Genomic DNA, 18,444 nt, shown 5'->3' with positions numbered 1-18,444 from the left:
GAGAGAAGGTAAACGCGGACGTGGAGCCGCAGGGAAAACACCTGTGTTAATTGCTGTTGAAAGCAAAGGGAAACGCGCGGGATTTATCGCTATGCAGGCCGTCGACAGTGTTTGTCATGAAGCCGTTAACGATTTTGTTGCTAGGCACTTAAATGCACAGCAAGAAGTTCATACTGACGGACTAGCCGCTTTGAATATCATAGATAACACTCAACAGCATGAAGCTAGGGTTACACCGAGTGAGTTGGTCGATGAATGGTTGCCTTGGGTTCATATTGCAATAGGTAACTTAAAAGCCTTTTTACTCGGCACATTTCATGGAGTTTCGGGAAAATACCCTCAAGAATACCTTAGTGAGTTCTGTTATCGGTTTAACCGAAGAAAAATGGAAAAAGAAATCCCTAATAGGCGGTTAAATCTGGCAATAATTCATGCGCCTGTACATTCGTACTGAGTGAGGTACATAAGCATGAAAACCAATGAAATTACTGCCATTCCTGAGCTGCTGGCGATGCTAGATATAGAAAACAGCATCATCACGCTCGATGCTATGGGATGTCAAAAAGAGATAGCAAAGCTAATCGTTAAGCAAAAGGCTGATTATATTCTAGCGCTTAAAGGTCATCATTCTGGTCTACAGGGTGAATTAGAAGCTTGGTGGCACAAGTGCCAGCGTGAAGGTTTTACAGCCGATAATTTTGATGAACATACGACCATAGACAGCGGTCACGGGTGAATTAAAACAAGACGTTGTCAGCAAGTGCTGGTTAATAAAAGTTGGTTAAATAATAAATATCAGTGGGTTGGCTTAAAAAGCATTATCAAAGTGACATCAGACGTACATGAAAAAACGACAGGTAAAGAAACCACTGAAACACGTTGGTACATTAGCTCATTAGATTTAAATGCAGAGCAGGCGTTATCTTCTGTGCGAAATCACTGGCAAGTAGAAAGTATGCATTGGGTGTTAGAGATGACATTCAGAGAAGATGAATCACGGGTCCGTAAAGGCCGAGGTCCGCTTGCTTTTAATGTGATGAGAAAAATAGCAATGACCTTGTTCAAGCAAGACCAGACAAAACGCGCGAGTATAGTGGCTAAAAAGAAGATGGCAGGGTTGGACGACGAGTATCGCTCAACCCTGTTAGAGTCAGGGATTAAAATGCGCTAGCCGTGTATGATGATCACAATTAGATCATATTTTTACTTAGAATGGTATTATAGTGAAAAAGCCACCTGAATAAGGTGGCTTTTTTGTACAGGAAGTACTTATCCTTGAACGCCAAGGATGGCGTAGGAAAGGGTTTGCGTCTGGGATTTAATAAAGTTTTGGCTGTTTAGCTCGAGCTTATCAGTACAGATATCAGGTGACTTATCCACTTAGAAAGGCATGAATGCCTACCCCCGATGAGCTTGGTCAGAAATTGCATCCATGCATTTCTGACATTCACCACATCCATGTGGCTTGCTCCCCAGTTCAGCAACTACGTTGCTTCTCGCTACAAAACAGTTGAATGCTGCGCATTCAAAGCACTGGTTTTTTCACCCCCATGTGTTCACTTCGTGGATCGAGTAGGGTGAAGACCTTGTGCTTATCAAACGTAGTTTGATGCAGGGTTGGTAGAAAAACGTTCCAGACATTTTCTACATTCCTCACATCCTTGTGAGTCAACGCGAAGGGCTTCGATAACTGCTCCTGCGTTATTCTACTTACCGCCATCCTTGGCGGCATATCCGAAGCCGGGCCATTGGCAGGCGCCTGCGTTTTTTGTTCCAAACTACTCATGCTGCGCATTCAAAAAGCACTGCTTTCGGCCCTCATGTACAAGGTTGAGATTTTATCCTCGTCCCTAGCATCCAGCTCTACCTTTTTATGTCCTATATCTTTGTAGATCTTCTATACAAACATTGGCTGACAATGTACTAGGCCTATAAAAGGGAGTTATTACAGGATATTAGTTGATTGTTTAACTGCATCTGCAACATTTCAATCGATAAATAGTGTATCTTGCTATAGCTTAGCTTGTTAAAATTTACCGCTTCTTAGTAGAGCGTTTGTTCGTATCTGTTTTTACTTTAGTTTTAGGTGCTGTTAGATTTGTTAAAAATCAATCGACCCTCTTTGGTTTTTGTTGTGCCCATATTCGCGTTTATTCTATATCTCTGTTTAATGTCTGCAGATTTTTTTTATGAGCGTAGTGAAAGTCAGGCGAAAGCTCTATCTCAAAGCCAAACTAGAATTGAGCAGCATCTGATTCGAATGAAGTATATTGTCGAGTCGGCATTGGCTATTCAGGACACTGGGCGTATAGAGCAAGAGATCTCCTTGGCCGCCACAGATCTTGATGTGGTTGTTTTCACTGTTTTATATCAGGATGGCGAGATCCGGTTTGCTAATCATCTGGTGTGGCGTGGGAGTCATGCTCAATATGTCATCGATGGCTATGAGCCAAGTGTCCACAGTAAAACCACTCAAGCTGATACACCGACTGTTCTGTTTAATCCTGCTCGTCTGTCTATTCAGGCATATTACCCTATCGATAACATCACGACTCTGACTAAAGACCTGGGTAATATTATCTATCTGGAATACGATGTTTCTCCTTTGCTTTCAGAAGTTAAAGAAGCAAGTTTTCAGAGTGCTATTCGTTCATGGGCTGTCAGTCTTCTTGGTTTAGTACTCTTCCTGTTTTTCCTTCATTTATATCTGATACGTCCCTTGAGGCTTATGGCCCTGCAAGCTAACAAGGTGAATGATGTTAATGGCTCTTTGCCTAAGTGGCAAGCTTCTCCTGTTACTGTGGCATTTAGTGAATTAGAGGCGATTAGAAATCACTTTATCAATTTTTCGGACAAGCTTAAACGCAGTGAAAAGCAATTGGAGGATAGCCAGCAAAGGTGGTTATTTGCCATTGAAGTGTCTAGAAATGGCATATGGGATTGGAATTTTGCCACCGATGAGGTGTTCCTCTCTGATCGCTGGAAGGAGATGTTAGGTTACTCTGAAGATGAATTAGCCAATGAATTGTCGACTTGGGAAGCTTTATTACATCCGCAAGATAAGAAGGATGCATTATTTAGCCTAAACCAATATCTAAACAACGAGGTGGATGAATTTGAGAATGTTCATCGACTCAGACATAAGCTGGGCCATTATATCTGGGTTTTAGATAGAGGCATGATTGTTGAGTGGGATGAGAAAGGCAAGGCCACTCGAATGATCGGCACGCATACCGATGTAACCAGTGACGTGATAAATAAACAGGTCATTCTTCACCAGGCAAAGCATGATTTGTTAACAGATTTACCAAATCGTAGCAGCTTACTGGATGCACTATATTCTCTTAAGGAGAGTAAACAAGAGGTGTCAGCGGGTCTGTTTCTTATCGATTTAGATAATTTCAAGATGATCAATGATGCCCTGGGGCATCACTATGGTGACAGGTTACTGATCCAGGTTGCAGCGCGTCTCTCCAGCTTTTTTGCTACTAATTCATTGATAGTTAGATTAGCTGCCGATGAATTTGTCGTCTTGGCTAAGAATCTCCCTCAGGATAAAAACTCTGCTAAGCGTCGAATTCATGCGTTGGCCAGCCAAGTGCGTCAGATTATCGGTCGTAGTTTTCATATTAATAATCAGACCTTCAGTGTCTCTGCCAGTGTCGGAGCTTGCTTCATCGATAGTCAGATTGAAATCGAGCCTGAGTTATTACTCAAACAAGCAGATGTGGCCATGCACCAGGTAAAGGAGCGAGGAAGAGATGGGTACTTGCTTTATAGTGCCGAGATGGAGGAGGTTGCCCAACATAGTCTGTTTATACAGAGTGAGTTACGCGGTGCTATAGCGGAGAAGCAACTTTCTTTGGTTTACCAACCGATAGTCGATTGCAGGGGGCTGGTCGTTTGCGTAGAAGCTCTTCTCAGGTGGAATCACCCTCAGATGGGCAATATTCCACCATCGACCTTTATTCCTCTTGCCGAGGGTAGTGGTTTAATTGAAGAGTTGGGCGAGTGGGTACTGCTAGAGGCCTGTGCATTCATCAATACTCTTCAGGAGACAGGTGTGCTCTTAGATGCGGTTGCTATTAATGTCAGCGCCAGACAGTTTAACCAAGGAGAGTTTGCTGAAGATCTGTTAAAGGTTCTACACAGGCTTGGTATTAAGCCTAATGCTATCGAATTAGAACTGACTGAGTATGCCCTATTGACTAATTTAGACGTCGTTAAGCAGGCGATGGATAAGCTGAGGCAGGCTGGAATATCCATCGCGATAGATGATTTTGGCACCGGATACAGTTCATTAAGTTATTTGCAGAGTCTTCCTTTGTCTAGGCTGAAACTTGATGCGTCTTTCGTCAGTAAGATAGATGTAAACGAGTCATCAAATGCCATCGTCAAGGCGATCATCGACATGGCTCATGGCCTGAATTTAAACGTCGTTGCTGAGGGAGTAGAGACCCAAACGCAATATGAGTTTTTACTGCAGCATGGATGTGATTCATTTCAAGGCTACCTCTTCTCTCGGCCATTAAAGCAAGCTGACATCGTTAATTATATAGAGTCGGTTGCTGTTAATGGGCACGCTATGGCTTAGTGGCAGTGGTGTGAGGCTAAGAACTTAAGCAGTTTATCTATGGCAAAGTTGCGGCTTTCATCCATCTCCATAAATATCTCATGACGGGCATCGGGAATATTGATCAGTTCGCACAAACCTCCTACAGCATGATACTGGGCGAAATTATCGACAACCATGTCCTCATCGGCCTGAAGGATCAACATAGGTGTCTTAGTTGCTTTGGCTGCTTTTATCGTTTTTGCACCGGCGTCGATAGATTCGACTAGCCAGTGGTTGGTGGGCGAGCCAAGTTGCAGCTCCGGACGTTGCTGATAAAGCTTACGATAATCTTCATAACGTGCCTGGCTCTTAGTCAGATCATTGTTGGCGAACTCATCGTCGTGATAGTCCTTACCGCCCAATACATAGTTAGGCTCAGCGCCATTTTTCGTGTCCAGTTTATTCGCTAACCAGCGGATGAAACGGCTGCTGACTGGCAGTTTGATGCCGTACATAGGTGCAGAGAAGACGGCCGCGGTGAAGGTGTCAGGATGCTTGTCCATATAGAGAGTGCCGATGGTTCCCCCCATAGAGTGGCCCACTAGGAAAAGCTCTTGATACTGCTTAGGGGCAACCACAGTGTCGATAAAAAAAGCGAAGTCATCGACATAAGTACTGAATTTATCGATATGGCCGTGATGAGGATTGCTTGTGGTGCGAGTGGATAACCCCTGGCCGCGATGATCCAGCGCGAAAACACTGTAACCCTGATGGTAGAGGTCGAAGATAAGCTCTTTATATTTAAGGTAAGACTCGATGCGACCACTGCTGATCACTATGGCTCGTGCACTGCCAGGATGTTCAATGTACATGTAGGCGAGAGAGATATTGTCATCAGTGTTTATATCAGACTCTGTCACCTTATCCCAGAATGCGACCTGCTCATGGGTGTTGAGCATCAGCTCAGAGGAGAGTGGTTTAGTTTGAACGTTAACTTGATCATTTATTTGTGATTCGACGGCTATCGACATGATATCTACTGTGCTTATGTATGCTGTTTGCCAGTGTAGCACAGAGTAAAAAGCCGCCGCGAGTCACGTCTTGAAGCTGAAGCTCCCATTGACGGAATACCCGTTACTCTGTAGCTTGATTAACTTTTTTCTGCGCTTTTTTCAGAGTAGATAAAGTCTATGATCTGTTGCTCTAGCACTGACATGGGCACAGAGCCATTGGCTAAGATGGCATCATGGAAGGCTCTGATATCAAACTTTTCACCTAGCTCCTCTTCAGCCTGAACTCGCAGACGCTTGATGGTGAGTTCGCCAATCTTGTATGACAAGGCTTGGCCCGGCCATGGGATATAACGTTCTATCTCTGTGGTGACATTGTGCATGGACAGAGCCGTGTTATCGGCCATAAAGTCCAGCGCTTGCTGTCGATCCAGCCCTTAGCGTGCATGCCTGTGTCGACGACTAGGCGAGCCGCACGCCACATCTCATAGGTCAGGCGGCCAAAGTTGCTGTAGGGGTCTTGATAGAAGCCTGCTTCTAAGCCCAGATACTCTGAATAAAGACCCCAGCCCTCACCGAAGGCCGAAATATAGCTATAACGGCGGAAGTTCGGCAGATTGGTGAGCTCTTTATTGAGGGAGATCTGTAGATGATGACCGGGTACGGCTTCGTGCAAGGTCAGGGCTTCCAGTTCATATAGAGGCCGTTTATCTAAGGCATAGGTGTTGACCCAGTAGTAACCCGGTTCATCGTCTCTGCTGGAACCTGAGTAACGTCCGGTGGTGTACTTAGGCGCTATCTCGGCCGGAACGGCTTGAATGCCGTATGGGGTTCTTGGTAGTTTGCCGAAGTATTTAGGTAGCATGGCATCGGCTTTCTTGGCGATGAATGCAGCTTCTTTCAATAGTTCTTCGGCCGTTTTAGGGTAAAACTGAGGATCGGTACGCAAAAAATGTAAGAAGTCGGCGAAACTGCCCTCGAAACCGAGATCGTCGATGATGGTCTGCATCTCTGCGCGGATACGTTTTACTTCTTTAAGGCCAAGTTGATGAACTTCATCGGATGTCATATCGAGAGTGGTGTAATAACGGACTCGGTTTTCATAGAAGGCGGCGCCATCGGGGAGGCTGGCACTGGCGATATATGTACGGGAACCTGGAATGCACTCCTTGGTCATGAAGTCATAAAACTGCTGATAAAGCGGCAGTACCTTGTGTTCTATGATTTGTTTGCCTCTGGCCGTTAGGTCATCTTTCTGAGCCTGAGTAAAATGCTTCGGATAGTGAGTGAAAGGCCTGAAGTAGCTGGGGAGGTTTGATAATTTGGCTATATAGTGTTGGTAATCTTGCTCCGTTGCGAATCTTGCCTTAGCAATGGAGGCGATATAAGCATGAAAACCGCTCTCGGCGGTGATGGGCAGATAGTGATCCTTGTATCGATACAGGTCGACACTGTTTTGCAGTTGTCCCTGAAGGATCTGGGCATTAATTTTGTCCTCTTTCGAGAGGGTATCTCTGTCTAATGCTTTGAGTATGGTGAGCAGCGCTTGCTTTTGATGATTGAGTGAGGCTAAGTTAGCCGGAGATAGATCGGATAATTTACTGGCTGCACTGGCATCACCCTCGGAGAAAGCCAGTGATGGGTCACTATCGAGTTGAATCAGCCAGTCAGCCTCGATTATGCCTCAGACTAGTTAGTGAATAAAATGGTATATAAAAAATTTTACAAAATAGAGAGACAAAAAAGCCGACTAGATGTCGGCTTTCATTTAGCTATCTCGAGACCTTGAGAATTGCTGCTGACGAGCCTTCTCTTGGTTAGATATATTGAGCCCGCTATTAAATCACCCTTGAGAATTGCTGCTGACGAGCCTTCTCTCGGTAATAGACATCGAAACAGATACAGATATTACGGATTAACAGTCGGCCTGTGGGGCTGATGGTTATTTTCCTGTCGGTGATGTCGACTAGCTTATCATCGATAAATGTTTGTAGTAGCTTGAGATCTTCTGCGAAGTAGTCTTCGAACTTAATCTCTAGCTTGTCATCGATTTGAGCCATATCTAATACGAAGTGGCAGATAAGCTGTTTAATGACCACGCGGCGGATTTCATCGTCACGGTTTAGGCCACAACCTTTCCACAACGCATGACCATTAGCATCGATAGACTCGAAGTAAGGACGGATATCTTTCTGGTTCTGGGCATAACAGTCGCCAATCTGGCTGATCGAAGAGACGCCCAGGCCTAATAGGTCACATTCTTCTTGGGTGGTGTAGCCTTGGAAGTTTCTGTGGAGTCTGCCTTCATTTTGCAAGATAGATAGCTCATCATCGGGCTTGGCGAAGTGATCCATGCCTATGTACTGATAACCAGCATCGGTTAAGGTTTCGATTGTCTGGTGCAACATCTCTAGTTTCTGCTGTGGTGAAGCTAGATCTTCATCTTTTATCTTACGTTGAGCCGCGAAACGAGAAGGTAGGTGCGCATAGTTAAATACAGAAAGACGATCCGGATCCAGATCCAAGACTCGCTGCATGGTTTCTGCAAAGGTTTTCGGTGTCTGGTGAGGCAGACCATAGATCAGATCTATGTTGGTTGAGACGAAGCCCAGCTCTTTGGCCTTAGCCATAAGATCGAAGATGAACTGCTCGTCTTGCTCGCGGTTGACGGCAATCTGTACTTTCTTGTTGAAGTCCTGAACGCCGATAGAGATGCGGTTAAATCCCGCCTCTTTAAGCGTATCTAACATGGTGAGCTCGATTTCACGGGGATCGACTTCAATCGAGTATTCGCCGACTTCGGCTACGTTGAAGTTGGCCTTGATTAGCTCTGATAGCTTGAGGATCTGATCCGAGCGCAGGAAGGTCGGCGTTCCACCGCCCCAATGGATCTGGGTGACGAGGTAGTCCTTAAATAGCGGTGAGCGTTTGACAATTTCAGTTGCCAGATACTCAAGATATTGGTCGGCTTTATGCTGATGACGAGTGATGACCTTGTTACAACCACAGTAGTAACAAAGCTTGGCGCAGAATGGAATATGGATATAAAGAGAAAGCTTATCACTCTTGCTGTTCTTAATCGAAGTCAGCAGTTTTTCTTCGGTGAATGAGTCATCGAACTCAAGCGCCGTCGGGTAAGAGGTATAACGGGGACCGCTGTAATTGTATTTTTCGATCATTGACTGATCCCAACTAATTTGGGTGGGCTGCTTCAAGGCGTGTCCTCCAGAGTAATAGTCTATACCAATCCCGCTAAATAGGTGATTAATTCAGAGCCATTCAGGCTTTTCAATTCAAGGCGCATTGATGAGGAAATGGTTATTCCCTTTTAAGTCAATGCAACGCCGAAGTGGAATGCCTGAGAGGCTCACATAGTGCGGGTTTCAAGGCCCTTTATTCTGCGTTAGATGCTTTCGATATAGAATAACTATTAGCTTCAAGCATCCGCCTTGCCTACAGCGCTTTGAACTTCCGCTGAAAGATCACAGTATTAGTGGGACTGGTATTAGCAAGATGTGAAGTATGCAAGGTTATTGGTTAAATAACCTTGATCCATGTTGTATAAATTGAAGCTGAATAAGCAATTCGAAGGAAATATCTACGAAAAGAGTACGTTTGTCTGTGCTCTTATGGAGATTTTGTGCACAGACTCACGGGATAGGGCTATTTAGGCTTATATAGAACCTGCTGAGTAGCAGAGCTTAACCGAGTTAATGCAGTGGGCTTGGTGTAAAACTGCTAAGTTGTTTCGCTTCTTCGAGAATATCGGCTTCGAGTCCGGCTTCGGAGCGCATGCGGGCAAAATCCAGTTTCATGCGTTGTTGCTTCTGCAGCTTTTTTCGTTGAGTCATGATGGGGTGAGCTTGGATCACCGAAAAATGTTTGAAAATAGCTGGATATTGAGCTTCTACCTGTTCCGACATAGATAAAATATTGAATAATTTGGCTATTCTCATTACGCCTTCTGAAAGCTCACAGCGATCTTCTAACATCGCGGTGGCAATGTAGCGGATGCTGTTCAAATGCTCGTCCAGGCGTGCCTGGTTTATGTCTTTAAATTCTTGTTGATGCTTCTTCTTGTGGATGCTTTGCTTACGCAGCTTAAGCAACAAAGCTGTGGCGTAGCCCGCAAGGGCGGTAATTAACAAAAAACCTATGACTATAAGCGCTGTTGTCATGCTCTGTCCCGTCGGTATAGATAGCGAATACTAAAAAAAGGCACCGATAAGATGCCGTTTTAATAGAGCACTAAGCGTTAATCTTTATTCTGATAGTCTTTTAGCAGATCTGCACCGGATTCAAACCTGTCTAACAAGTCGTCGTCGCTAACCGCAGCTGCTGACTCAATAACCTGACCAAGGTCGTCTTCCTCGGTGATCCCTAAGCGCTCCATGAGTGCTTCAATCTGATTAAACGTCTTATTGATCCATTTCTGCTCGTCTTGGCTTAGATCTTTACCTTCTTCGAGCATATCGAGTAGTTGATTTAGTCTTGGATCTTCTTCGAGCTTAAATAGTTTCTGCTCATCGGTCAGTTTTGGACCTTGCTCTTTCTTAGGGGCGATCACTTTGACTTGGCTTGGAAGATCAAGTTTTATTGCCTTCTTGCTACCATGTCGTGGATCTTTCTTGCTGGCAGCCGAACCATCTTTGCCACCGACAATATTTGAATTGTGACGGCTTCCTGCCTTGTTTCCTGATTTGTTCTTCTTGCCTGCAAGAGCACGATCACTCTTCTTGGTTCTTGGAGCTAACTTAGGCGCATTTTCATTGGCTTTACGGGATTTCTTAGAGTGTGACATGGCTTTTCTCAATAACTGGTAATACAAATTTAGATGTAAATGCGCTGATTACAGATCAATAAGCGAACTTGGGTCGCGTTTTATAGCAGATCCTGATGGTTTTTGCACCAAAATGAGATCATTTGCTGCGAATAATAGCCTAAAACCTGCCTGCTCGGCTAGAAACTCGAAGGTCTCTGGCTGATAAAAGCTGACATGTGTCAGGTTGTTCTTATGATGCCACCTTTCGAAAGCGTGGATTTCGGTGAGTAACTTAGTGTTTATTGCCAGCCAGGCGCCGGGTTTCAACAGTTTACACAGCAGTGACCACTCCTTGGATGGGAAGCGGAAATGCTCGAATACCCGATAACAGCAGATAAAGTCATATTCTTGTTTCAGCAGCCTATGATCGGGGGCAAAGTAAGGGTCATACTGACATAAGTCATGTCCCTGCGCTCGTATTGTGTCGAGTGTCTGAGAGTCGGCTAAACGGCCAAAGTTAAGCCCGATTAATGCTTGATCGGTTTCTTGTACGATCTGCTGTATCAAGCTGAGCAAAAACTGCTTCAGGGGCTTTTGGTATTTGCTGGCGCTCCTTTGGTATCGCTTTTTCTCTACCTGGGGCGGGAGATGAGAGTTAGCATCAGAAAATACCAGCTGACAATGGTGACAGGTATAGATACTGCGTTTCCTATCTTGATTAAATAGTGAGGTGTTTTCGTTGTGACAAAGAGGGCATCTAAGCATATAGGTATGGATCTGCTCACCATGATAAGAATAGTAATATTTTGCCATAAAAAAAGGCGACAGTACGACTGTCGCCTTCAAAAAGTGTCAGAGACACCAATTCTTATTCCAAGTATCCGTACTTGCTATGCGACTTTCCCGGTCAATTTCCATCTTTTTTTAGTCTGCTTTCCATGCATATTTTTTAGTTTTCGGTCTTCCAGACGCTTTCTTAATAGTCCTGAGTCTTCCTGACTACAGCTTCCGTAGATGGTCTTCATGACACATCACAATCCTATCGTCATCTTTGACGCCTAAGTTAACCATCCATGTTAAGGTTTACTGTTGCTTAGGGCTAGTGTTCTAAAACTGATACTAGGTATCGGCGGAACAACTTTCTCTAAACCTGCAAGGGAGTGCTATTATAGCTAAATGGCCTTCCTAACCAAGTTCCTTACAAAAAATTATTCTGACCTAGATTTCAATCGAAATCACGACTCATATTTTAGTGAGTGGTCTTAATTATATTATTGTTATTGAATCTATTTATTCTTATATCTTAAATGTCACTAATACCGAAAACTGTAAGTTATTATTTAATATTTTATACAAACAGATGGGTTCATCTCGGTACGGGCTTAATTAAACCTAAATCTGTGATCTCTGTCAAGTACATTTTTGCGGGCAGTTTACGTAAAGGTCAATCTGTGGGTATTAAAAAAAGGTGGGAGCACCACCTTTTTTAATATGCCTAAAGTTACTTAAGACTTGATATATAGCTAGATAATGCCTCGATATCATCGCTGGTAAGCTTCTTTGCGATATCTTGCATCATGCCATTTAAGTCGTTGTTACGGTTTGTATCGCTAAACTTGTTAAGCTGTATTTTTAGGTAATTGGCATGTTGACCACCGATAGCCGGGAATCCTGCTAGCTCAACCCCCGCACCTTCAGGGCCGTGACAAGCAATACAAGCGGTAATCCCGCGAGTCATGTCGCCACCCTTGTATAGCTGCTCACCTAGAGCCGGAATATCTTTTACTTCTACTACAATTTTTGTCTGTGAAGAGTAATATGCTGCGACATCTTCGATATCTTGATCGCTGAGCATAAGAGCCATCCCCCCCATAATCGGATCGTTACGACCCTCTTTCCCACCTGTTTTAGCCGCACTACGGAAATCGTGCAGTTGCTTAATCAGGTAGGTGGCTTGCTGTCCAGCAAGTTTTGGGTACATGTCTATCATGCTGTTACCATCAACACCGTGACAGGCAGAACAAACAATGGCTTTAGTTTTTCCCGCTTCAGCATTGCCTTCAGCCATTGCAGGCAATGAGATACAGGCTAAGACTGATAGCGCAAGAGCTAACTTTTTCATGGCGTTCCAACTTATTGTTAAATTTTTTGTCCTGAGCTTACTAGCTGAGCCCGCAAGCGTGATAAAATGCTACTTATGTGATCGGGGTAATATTTTACACGAAATTGTGAAAATGTAAGCAACTCTTCGATATTTATAATGCAAAACCTAATATTTTTGGAGTCAGTAGTGACTGAATCTCGTATTGATTTTCGTAAAGCTAAGTTTTTAATCAGTGCCCCCGACATCGCACACCTAAATGAGTATTTGCCTGGAGATGCTGGAATCGAAATAGCCTTTGCAGGGCGTTCGAACGCGGGGAAGTCTAGCGCTCTGAATCTTCTCACAGATCAAAAGAGTCTGGCACGAACCAGTAAGACACCGGGAAGAACCCAATTAATCAATGTATTCGAACTGGATGAGCATCGTAGATTGGTCGATCTTCCTGGTTATGGTTTCGCTCAAGTGCCTCTAGCCCTTAAGAATAAGTGGCAGAAATCTCTGGGAGAGTATCTACAGGAACGTCAGTGTTTAGGTGGCATGGTGGTCTTGATGGATATCAGGCACCCATTGAAAGATCTCGATATGCAGATGATTGAATGGGCCGTCGAGAGTGACATTCCTGTACTAGCTCTGTTAACCAAAGCCGATAAGATGAAGCAGAGTGAGCGCATGAAGATGGTTAATGAAGTCAGAAAGCATCTGGGTGATTTTGATGATCGGGTCAAGGTAGAGCCTTTCTCATCGCTTAAAGGCATAGGTAAGGCCAAGGTTTTAGACATCTTAAATACCTGGTGCCATCCTCAATGGTTGGTTGACGCATTAGCCGAAGCTGAGGCGGCGGAAGCAGAGGACGACAGTTCTGCTACTAAGGGTTAAGCCTTACCTTTAAAGTCGAAAGCTAGTAAAACAGCGCCTGCCATTTTTCATGGTAGGCATTTTTTTTGACTATCACTTTTTAGCTTGTTTAGAATTAAGTCGATAATTGAGGAGTTACAGGCAAAAAAATAGCCGACGGAATAACCATCGGCGCAATTAGCTCTTTTGGGGAGAAGCTAAATTCAACAAGACTCAAGCGCCACTAAGATAGACTCAATGACTCTTAATAACGACAGCATAGCGCGAATCAAATCACATTTAAAGTAAATACTCTAAAATTTATTTTTGGCGAAAAAAAGCCTCAGCAAATAAATTACTGAGGCGCCATAATTTGGCTGCTCATTTAAAAAATGAACTAAAAAGGTTTGAAAGATAGAACATCTTAACCTCTGTACCCTACGCAGAGAATAATACTCCATTGGGCGTTATTAGGAAAACAGTTTTTTATAAAAGGAGTCAATATTGTGACTCAGATCTAACATTTCCGTAGATAAAATGTTGTTTTTTGATCCAAAACTATCATTTTAGTGATTGTAATTGAATCACTTAGCGTATTAGGGGTGATAAATAATCATTTATTGATCTTTTTTCAACATTTAGAGTATTTGGCTAGTGCGCCTGTTCCCAATTGTCACCTATTCCAGCTTCAGCAAGCAGCTCGACATCCAGGCTGACCGCATCGGCCATCAGCTGACAAACTTTTTCTCGCATCTCCTCAGCCTTATCGCTGTCGACCTCGAACACGAGTTCATCGTGTACCTGCATGATCATCTCGATCTCACCCCGTGTCTCGGTAGCAATCCAATGGGCTATGTTGATCATGGCCTTCTTGATGATATCGGCAGCCGTGCCTTGCATTGGCGCGTTAATCGCCGCGCGCTCTGCTGCCTGACGTCTCATGGCATTTCTATCTTTAATAGCGGGTAGATAAAGTCGGCGACCGTAGAGCGTCGAGACGTAACCAAGATCTGCGGCTTCGGCACGAGTCTCTTCCATATATTTGAGTACACCCGGGTAACGTTTAAAGTAGGTGTCGATATACTTTTGTGCCTCAGGGCGAGAAATATCTAACTGCTTAGCGAGTCCAAATGCCGACATGCCATAAATGAGTCCAAAGTTTACCGCTTTGGCGCGACGGCGTTGCTCCGTGGTGACTTCATCGAAGTCCACATCGAATACTTCGGCTGCGGTTGCCCGATGAATATCCTTTCCTGCGGCGAAGGCGGTGAGTAGCCCCTTATCTTGGGACAGATGAGCCATGATACGCAATTCGATTTGTGAGTAATCTGCTGCGAGTACCTTCTTACCTTCTCGCGCAATGAAGGCCTGACGTATTCTGCGGCCCTCTTCGGTACGAATAGGGATGTTTTGCAGGTTAGGCTCACTGGAAGACAGGCGTCCGGTTGCCGCGTTGGCCTGATGGTAACTCGTGTGTATCCGGCCACTCTGAGCATTGACCATGAGGGGCAACTTGTCCGTATAGGTACTCTTCAGCTTAGCTAAGCTTCTGTGTTGCAGTATTATCTTAGGTAGCGGGTAATCTAAGGCTAACTCGACTAATACGTCTTCGGCAGTCGAAGGTGCACCCTTGGGCGTTTTCTTGATAATGGGATAGCCCAATTTTTCAAAAAATAGTGCCTGAAGCTGCTTAGGTGAACTTAAGTTGAATTTCTCACCGGCGATCTCGAAGGCTTTTTGCTCTAATTCATCTATGGTCCTGGCGAGCTCTTCACTCTGCTGGCCTAACATCATGCCATCGATTAACACGCCGCCACGCTCAATATCTGACAGTATTTGAATGAGGGGTAGTTCAATATCGGTAAATACTGCAGCCAGTTGCGGCTCTTTTTCTAATCTTGGCCATAAGTGCTGGTGCAATCTAAGGGTAATGTCGGCGTCTTCTGCAGCGTATGGAGCCGCAATTTCCAGATCGATCTGATTGAAAGTGAGCTGTTTGACACCTTTGCCCGCGATCTCTTCGAAGCTGATATTCTTGTGACCTAGATATTTAAGTGCCAGATCATCCATGTTGTGCTTAGTTGCGACCGAGTTGAACACATAAGACTCGAGCATAGTATCGAAGGCTATACCTTGTAGCTTAATGCCCACATTGGCAAAAATACTGATGTCGTATTTAAGGTTTTGGCCTACTTTTTTAAGTTCGGGATTTTCCAACAAAGGCTTGAGTTTTGCTAAGGCTTCAGCTTGATCCAGTTGCTTTGGTGCATCGAGATAGTCGTGGCCTAATGGAAGGTAGGCGGCCTTACCCGCTTCTATTGCGAAGGAGATACCGACTAGCTTGGCTTCCATATAATTGAGACTGGTGGTCTCTGTATCTATGGCGATAAGGTCTGCATTGGTTAGCTTATCGATCCAGAGATCTAATTCCTCATGGGTGTAGATAGTGGTGTATTCGGTTTTAATATCTTGTTTAATCACCTCTTCATCGGTTGTTTTTTCGTCTTTACCCGAGCCTGTCTTATTATCAAGCACTTCGGCCAACCAACGTTTGAACTCCATTTCAGCGAAACATTTAATCAATTCATCCCTGTTTGCTGGCTCGATAGTGAGATCTTGCCAGTCTTGTTCGAGTTCAACATCTAACTTAATTGTCGCCAGCGCATAGGATAACTCGAGTATATCCCTGTGCTCGGCAAGCTTGGCAGGCATGGTCTTAGAGCCTCTGAAGCCAAGCTCCGGCATCTTCTCCGGAGCGGCAAGGATCTTATCTATGCCGCCGGCTCCGGTTAACATGGCTACGGCGGTTTTCTCGCCGACACCTGGAAGCCCGGGAATATTATCGGCCTTGTCTCCCTGTAGGGCTAATAGGTCGATAATGAGTTCGGGTCCGACACCAAATTTTTCGGTGACTTCGTCCGGCCCCATGATGGTATTAGTCATGGTGTTGATCAGCGTGACATTGTCATCGACGAGCTGGGCCATATCCTTATCGCCAGTGCTGATAAGCACGGATCTACCCTCTTTACTTGCTTGGGTTGAGATAGTGCCGATAACATCGTCGGCCTCGACTCCGGAAATACATACTAGAGGCAGTCCCATAGCACGTATAATTCTATGCAGAGGCTCTATCTGAGTGCGAAGATCATCTGGCATAGGTGGCCTTTGGGCCTTGTAATCTGCATACATGTCGTTACGGAACGTTTTACCTTTCGCATCGAAAATTACCGCCATCTGAGTCGGTTTATACTGTTTTAGAAGGCTGCGTAACATGTTAATTACGCCATAAACAGCGCCGGTGGCTTCACCCTTAGAATTGGTAAGATGTGGTGGTGAATAATAGGCACGATAAAGGTAGGAGGAGCCATCTACTAGCACTAACGGATTTTCGGCAATTTTAGGCATAATTTAGGTTTCGATTTAGGTTTCGAGAGCGGTGAATGACTCTGATTTTGAGTGCATTTTTGATAGTGACGCTAGCATGCCACAGAAGGGGATTTTCAGCCACGTCAAATAACCCGTAGCCTGTGGATAAGTCTGTGAGTTAAACTTTTCATTCGTTGCGAAACTGGCTGGTATAGTCGAAGTGCTATAGTTGTAACTGATTGATTATAAAGTTAAACTAAAAAAAGCGTGAACTGGGCATTAGTTCCTTGAAAATCATCCTGATTTGTGGACTTAATTATCCCCCTGCCTTTCTTGACTCGATTCTTGGCTAAATATTCAGCGCTTGGTAAAGTCGATGCACTAACCTAGCACGAAAAATAATCGGATCAAGGGCTTTGTAGTCATATTGTTAAAATAAAAAGATATATGGGGATTAGTTTTAATGAAAAAAAATAGCGGTCTTATTGAGTGGCTCCGGTGTATTCGATGGCATCGATAAGTTAGTGAAGCAAGTGGTTGAGATGGTTTAACGAAGGTTCTAGAACCTAGGGACTAGAACCTAGGATCTGCTATCTCTTAATTCTTTTACTATCAATCAGACCTTGTGCGAGTCCGACGAGTAATCCGCCTATGTGGGCACCATTGGCGATAGAGAGTCCGAACATATCGGTAAAACCAAACACTAACCAGACTAGCATGAAGCCCATGTAGGCCGGCGGCAGGCCAATGCCTAATTCGGGGCGCTTAGTGCCCATGATCCAGGTGTAACCGACTACGGCATAGACGACACCGGAAAGACCACCGAAGTTTGGTCCACCGACGAAGTACTGGGCTATGTTAGGTAAGGTTCCCGCAACGATCAGCAAGGTGAGTAGCGGAATTAGGCCTAATTTATTCTCTATCTTGCCTCCCAGGTACCACCACCAGAGCAAGTTGAAGATAATATGCAGGGCGGAGAAGTGCAGTAGACTTGGGGTGAACAGTCGCCAAAACTCACTCAGGCCAGATCCAGGCACGGCATTAAAAAATGACAGATGTTGGTATATCGGCTCGGCAAAGCCCAGATTAAACCCGGCGAATACTAAGATGCAGATGAAGATGATGCCTAAGGTCAACGGGCCTGCACCGGTAATAAATTGTGTGACCAGTTGCAGATAGGGGGAGCCGTAGTCGAGTTTAAGCTTGCTATCACCATTATCCCAGGAAGCCTGCAGATACTTAGGATCGTGAGGATTGTGGGTAAAACGTTCAAATTCCTGTCTGGCACGAGTACTATGATTCTCGTTGAGTACACAGATACTGACGCCCTGTTCTGTAGGCAAGATTTTACACTCAATCTTCTCGCCTTTAAGGTAATCGATCAGCGCTTGAGCGGCTCGCTCGTTGGGGAGCCTACCTATTTCAACCATAGAGTATCCTTAAGGAACTTATCTGTTTATGCGTGAGCTTGGTGCCAAGCTTGATAGCCACCATCTAGGCTATAGACATCATCGAATCCCTGCTCGACTAAATATTCTGCTGCGCCCTGGCTGCTGATGCCATGATAACAGACAACAATAAGAGGTTGATCCATATCGGCTTCTGCTACGAAACTCGCGAGGTTTTCGTTATTAAGATTGATGGCACCTTGCACATGACCCGAGGCAAAGCTGGCTGCGTCGCGAATATCTACGATCTGAATATCTGAGTGACTCTCTGAGAGCTGAATTAATTGATTGACGCTAAAATGTTGGAAGTTAGACATAGAACCTTACAGCAAAAATTGAGGGTATAGATTAATTGTGCGATAAGG

11 protein-coding genes and 3 pseudogenes are annotated in these 18,444 nt (G+C 44.6%); 4 read left to right on the top strand and 10 right to left on the bottom strand.

Translation table 11 applies throughout. The annotated features are described in order from the left end of the window. The 3 genes and pseudogenes from KT99_RS02245 to KT99_RS02225 form a co-directional block, all read left to right on the top strand. Positions 1 to 454, top strand: a pseudogene (locus KT99_RS02245) (IS1595-like element ISSbe2 family transposase); the annotation flags it as partial. Between the two features lie 9 nt (positions 455 to 463). Next, positions 464 to 1,171, top strand: a pseudogene (locus tag KT99_RS20360) (ISAs1 family transposase); the annotation flags it as partial. A 1,089-nt stretch (positions 1,172 to 2,260) separates the two neighbouring features. After that, complete coding sequence (locus tag KT99_RS02225) at positions 2,261 to 4,594, top strand: putative bifunctional diguanylate cyclase/phosphodiesterase (RefSeq protein WP_232504227.1); 2,334 nt, start codon at positions 2,261 to 2,263, stop codon at positions 4,592 to 4,594. Here KT99_RS02225 and KT99_RS02220 read toward each other — a convergent pair. From KT99_RS02220 to KT99_RS02190, 7 genes and pseudogenes are all read right to left on the bottom strand, one after another. After that, positions 4,591 to 5,586: an alpha/beta fold hydrolase gene (locus KT99_RS02220; protein WP_005496575.1), complete on the bottom strand. Its 996-nt coding sequence runs from the start codon at positions 5,584 to 5,586 to the stop codon at positions 4,591 to 4,593. The genes KT99_RS02225 and KT99_RS02220 overlap by 4 nt on opposite strands. A 119-nt stretch (positions 5,587 to 5,705) precedes the next feature. Beyond that, a pseudogene (locus tag KT99_RS02215) lies at positions 5,706 to 7,246 on the bottom strand (DUF885 domain-containing protein); the annotation flags it as partial. 157 nt (positions 7,247 to 7,403) lie between these two features. Then, positions 7,404 to 8,780, bottom strand: a complete 1,377-nt coding sequence (hemN, locus tag KT99_RS02210; RefSeq protein WP_005496564.1) for an oxygen-independent coproporphyrinogen III oxidase — start codon at positions 8,778 to 8,780, stop codon at positions 7,404 to 7,406. Between the two features lie 495 nt (positions 8,781 to 9,275). Further along, positions 9,276 to 9,743, bottom strand: coding sequence for a DUF2489 domain-containing protein (locus tag KT99_RS02205; RefSeq protein WP_005496563.1), 468 nt, complete (start codon positions 9,741 to 9,743; stop codon positions 9,276 to 9,278). 77 nt (positions 9,744 to 9,820) lie between these two features. Further along, complete coding sequence (gene yihI / locus KT99_RS02200) at positions 9,821 to 10,366, bottom strand: Der GTPase-activating protein YihI (protein ID WP_005496561.1); 546 nt, start codon at positions 10,364 to 10,366, stop codon at positions 9,821 to 9,823. 48 nt (positions 10,367 to 10,414) lie between these two features. Beyond that, the gene (locus KT99_RS02195; RefSeq protein WP_040571507.1) at positions 10,415 to 11,092 is read right to left on the bottom strand and encodes a class I SAM-dependent methyltransferase; all 678 of its coding nucleotides are present in this window, start codon (positions 11,090 to 11,092) and stop codon (positions 10,415 to 10,417) included. A gap of 736 nt (positions 11,093 to 11,828) precedes the next feature. Beyond that, entirely contained in the window at positions 11,829 to 12,449 is a 621-nt protein-coding gene (locus KT99_RS02190) for a c-type cytochrome (protein ID WP_005496558.1), read from the bottom strand. Positions 12,450 to 12,617: 168 nt separating this feature from the next. Between KT99_RS02190 and yihA the strand changes: the two genes are divergently transcribed. Then, positions 12,618 to 13,307, top strand: coding sequence for a ribosome biogenesis GTP-binding protein YihA/YsxC (gene yihA / locus KT99_RS02185; RefSeq protein WP_040571485.1), 690 nt, complete (start codon positions 12,618 to 12,620; stop codon positions 13,305 to 13,307). 609 nt (positions 13,308 to 13,916) lie between these two features. Here the strand turns inward: yihA and polA are convergent. The 3 genes from polA to glpE all read right to left on the bottom strand — a co-directional run bounded on the left by polA (position 13,917) and on the right by glpE (position 18,396). Next, a complete protein-coding gene (polA, locus tag KT99_RS02180; RefSeq protein WP_005496554.1) occupies positions 13,917 to 16,670 on the bottom strand; it encodes a DNA polymerase I in 2,754 nt (917 codons plus the stop codon). A gap of 551 nt (positions 16,671 to 17,221) precedes the next feature. Next, positions 17,222 to 18,061: a rhomboid family intramembrane serine protease GlpG gene (gene glpG, locus KT99_RS02175; RefSeq protein ID WP_005496552.1), complete on the bottom strand. Its 840-nt coding sequence runs from the start codon at positions 18,059 to 18,061 to the stop codon at positions 17,222 to 17,224. 26 nt (positions 18,062 to 18,087) lie between these two features. Beyond that, the gene (gene glpE, locus KT99_RS02170; RefSeq protein ID WP_005496551.1) at positions 18,088 to 18,396 is read right to left on the bottom strand and encodes a thiosulfate sulfurtransferase GlpE; all 309 of its coding nucleotides are present in this window, start codon (positions 18,394 to 18,396) and stop codon (positions 18,088 to 18,090) included. Between the last annotated feature and the right edge of the window lie 48 nt (positions 18,397 to 18,444).

Source organism: Shewanella benthica KT99, assembly GCF_000172075.1.
In the GTDB taxonomy this organism is placed as follows: Bacteria; Pseudomonadota; Gammaproteobacteria; order Enterobacterales; family Shewanellaceae; genus Shewanella; species Shewanella benthica_A.
The sequence above is the reverse complement of the archived record's forward strand: the minus strand, read 5'-3'. Positions and strand labels throughout refer to the sequence as shown.